Annotated in this window: 2 protein-coding genes; one reads left to right on the forward strand and one right to left on the reverse strand. The window is 45.5% G+C overall.

Features of this window, described 5'->3' with window-relative positions; all coding sequences use genetic code 11:
- The first annotated feature begins 108 nt into the window (after window positions 1–108).
- Entirely contained in the window at window positions 109–720 is a 612-nt protein-coding gene (locus R8269_RS25960; RefSeq protein ID WP_318223006.1) for a DUF2913 family protein, read from the forward strand.
- A gap of 118 nt (window positions 721–838) precedes the next feature.
- Here the strand turns inward: R8269_RS25960 and R8269_RS25965 are convergent.
- The coding region (locus R8269_RS25965) for a beta-eliminating lyase-related protein (RefSeq protein ID WP_318223007.1) at window positions 839–1,078 on the reverse strand (240 nt) is incomplete at its 5' end.

The following is a 1,078-nucleotide window of genomic DNA, read 5'->3' on the forward strand; positions in this document are numbered from 1 at the left end:
GGTGAAATTGGTAGACACGCTAGCATGAGGTGCTAGTGCCTTAGGTGTGAGGGTTCGAGTCCCTCTCTCGGCACCATTATCCTTCTTCTTAAATTTCGTTTGAGTGTAATGCAAAGTTCTAAGCAGGCAAGACAATCCGCAGATGCTAACCAACTTCTGAGCGAGCTTGCAGTGCACGCCTTATTGCACCTGCACTTCAAAATCCATGCGTCTTCACGCCCTCTTCCTACAACAGAGCGTAACGATCTGCTGCAAAAATGGCTAAAGCCTAAACTGAAAAGCAATCGCTACAAACTGATTAAAAAGCCGTTAAAGTCTCTGACTCAACAGGCGAAAGGGGAAAATGGCAACCTTGAAGCCTTACTTGAACGCTGCGTTGACGCGAATAAACCAAGTAACCCGCAACCTCACTTAGATAGCTACCTGCTACTAATTAACGAAATTGAGAAAAAACTCGGTACCACGGTACTGCTTTCTCGTCCTGAAGATGTCGACCTATCGCATGACCAGCATGGCTGTTTGCTGTGTGTGTTATCAAATAACTTAAACCAACATTTCGACGACAATAACGCCATGATTGCACCAATTTCGATGCTTTTCCGTGGCCCAATGCGTCAGCGCTCATTGTTCCTTGGCAGTATTTATGCCAGTGGCACATTCAATTATGAAGTGCAATATCAAGACGAACAGTTCGTGCGCATCACGTTAGAGCTGGCGTAATATCCGCTCGGAATGAACTGAACAGACAAAATCAAAAAAGGCCGCGACACTCGCGGCCTTCTGCTCTTTACTAAAGTACCTAGATACCTAATTATCTAGGTGTCAAACCTACTTCAGGTTAATCAATTTCACGGAAGCGAGCCGTAAAGTGACGTAAAACCGGAGGCTCATATTCGAACATCAAACCTTTCAATTCATGAGCTCGGGTCTTCAACTCGATCAACGCATCCGCAATATAGTCCATGTGGTCGTTAGTATAGACTCGACGTGGAATCGTTAAGCGCATTAATTCAAGCTCAGAGGCTTTCTGTTCACCCGTTTCAGGGTCACGTCCGAGCAACAATGAGCCAATCTCAAC

It is taken from the genome of Vibrio sp. Vb0667, from assembly GCF_033391095.1.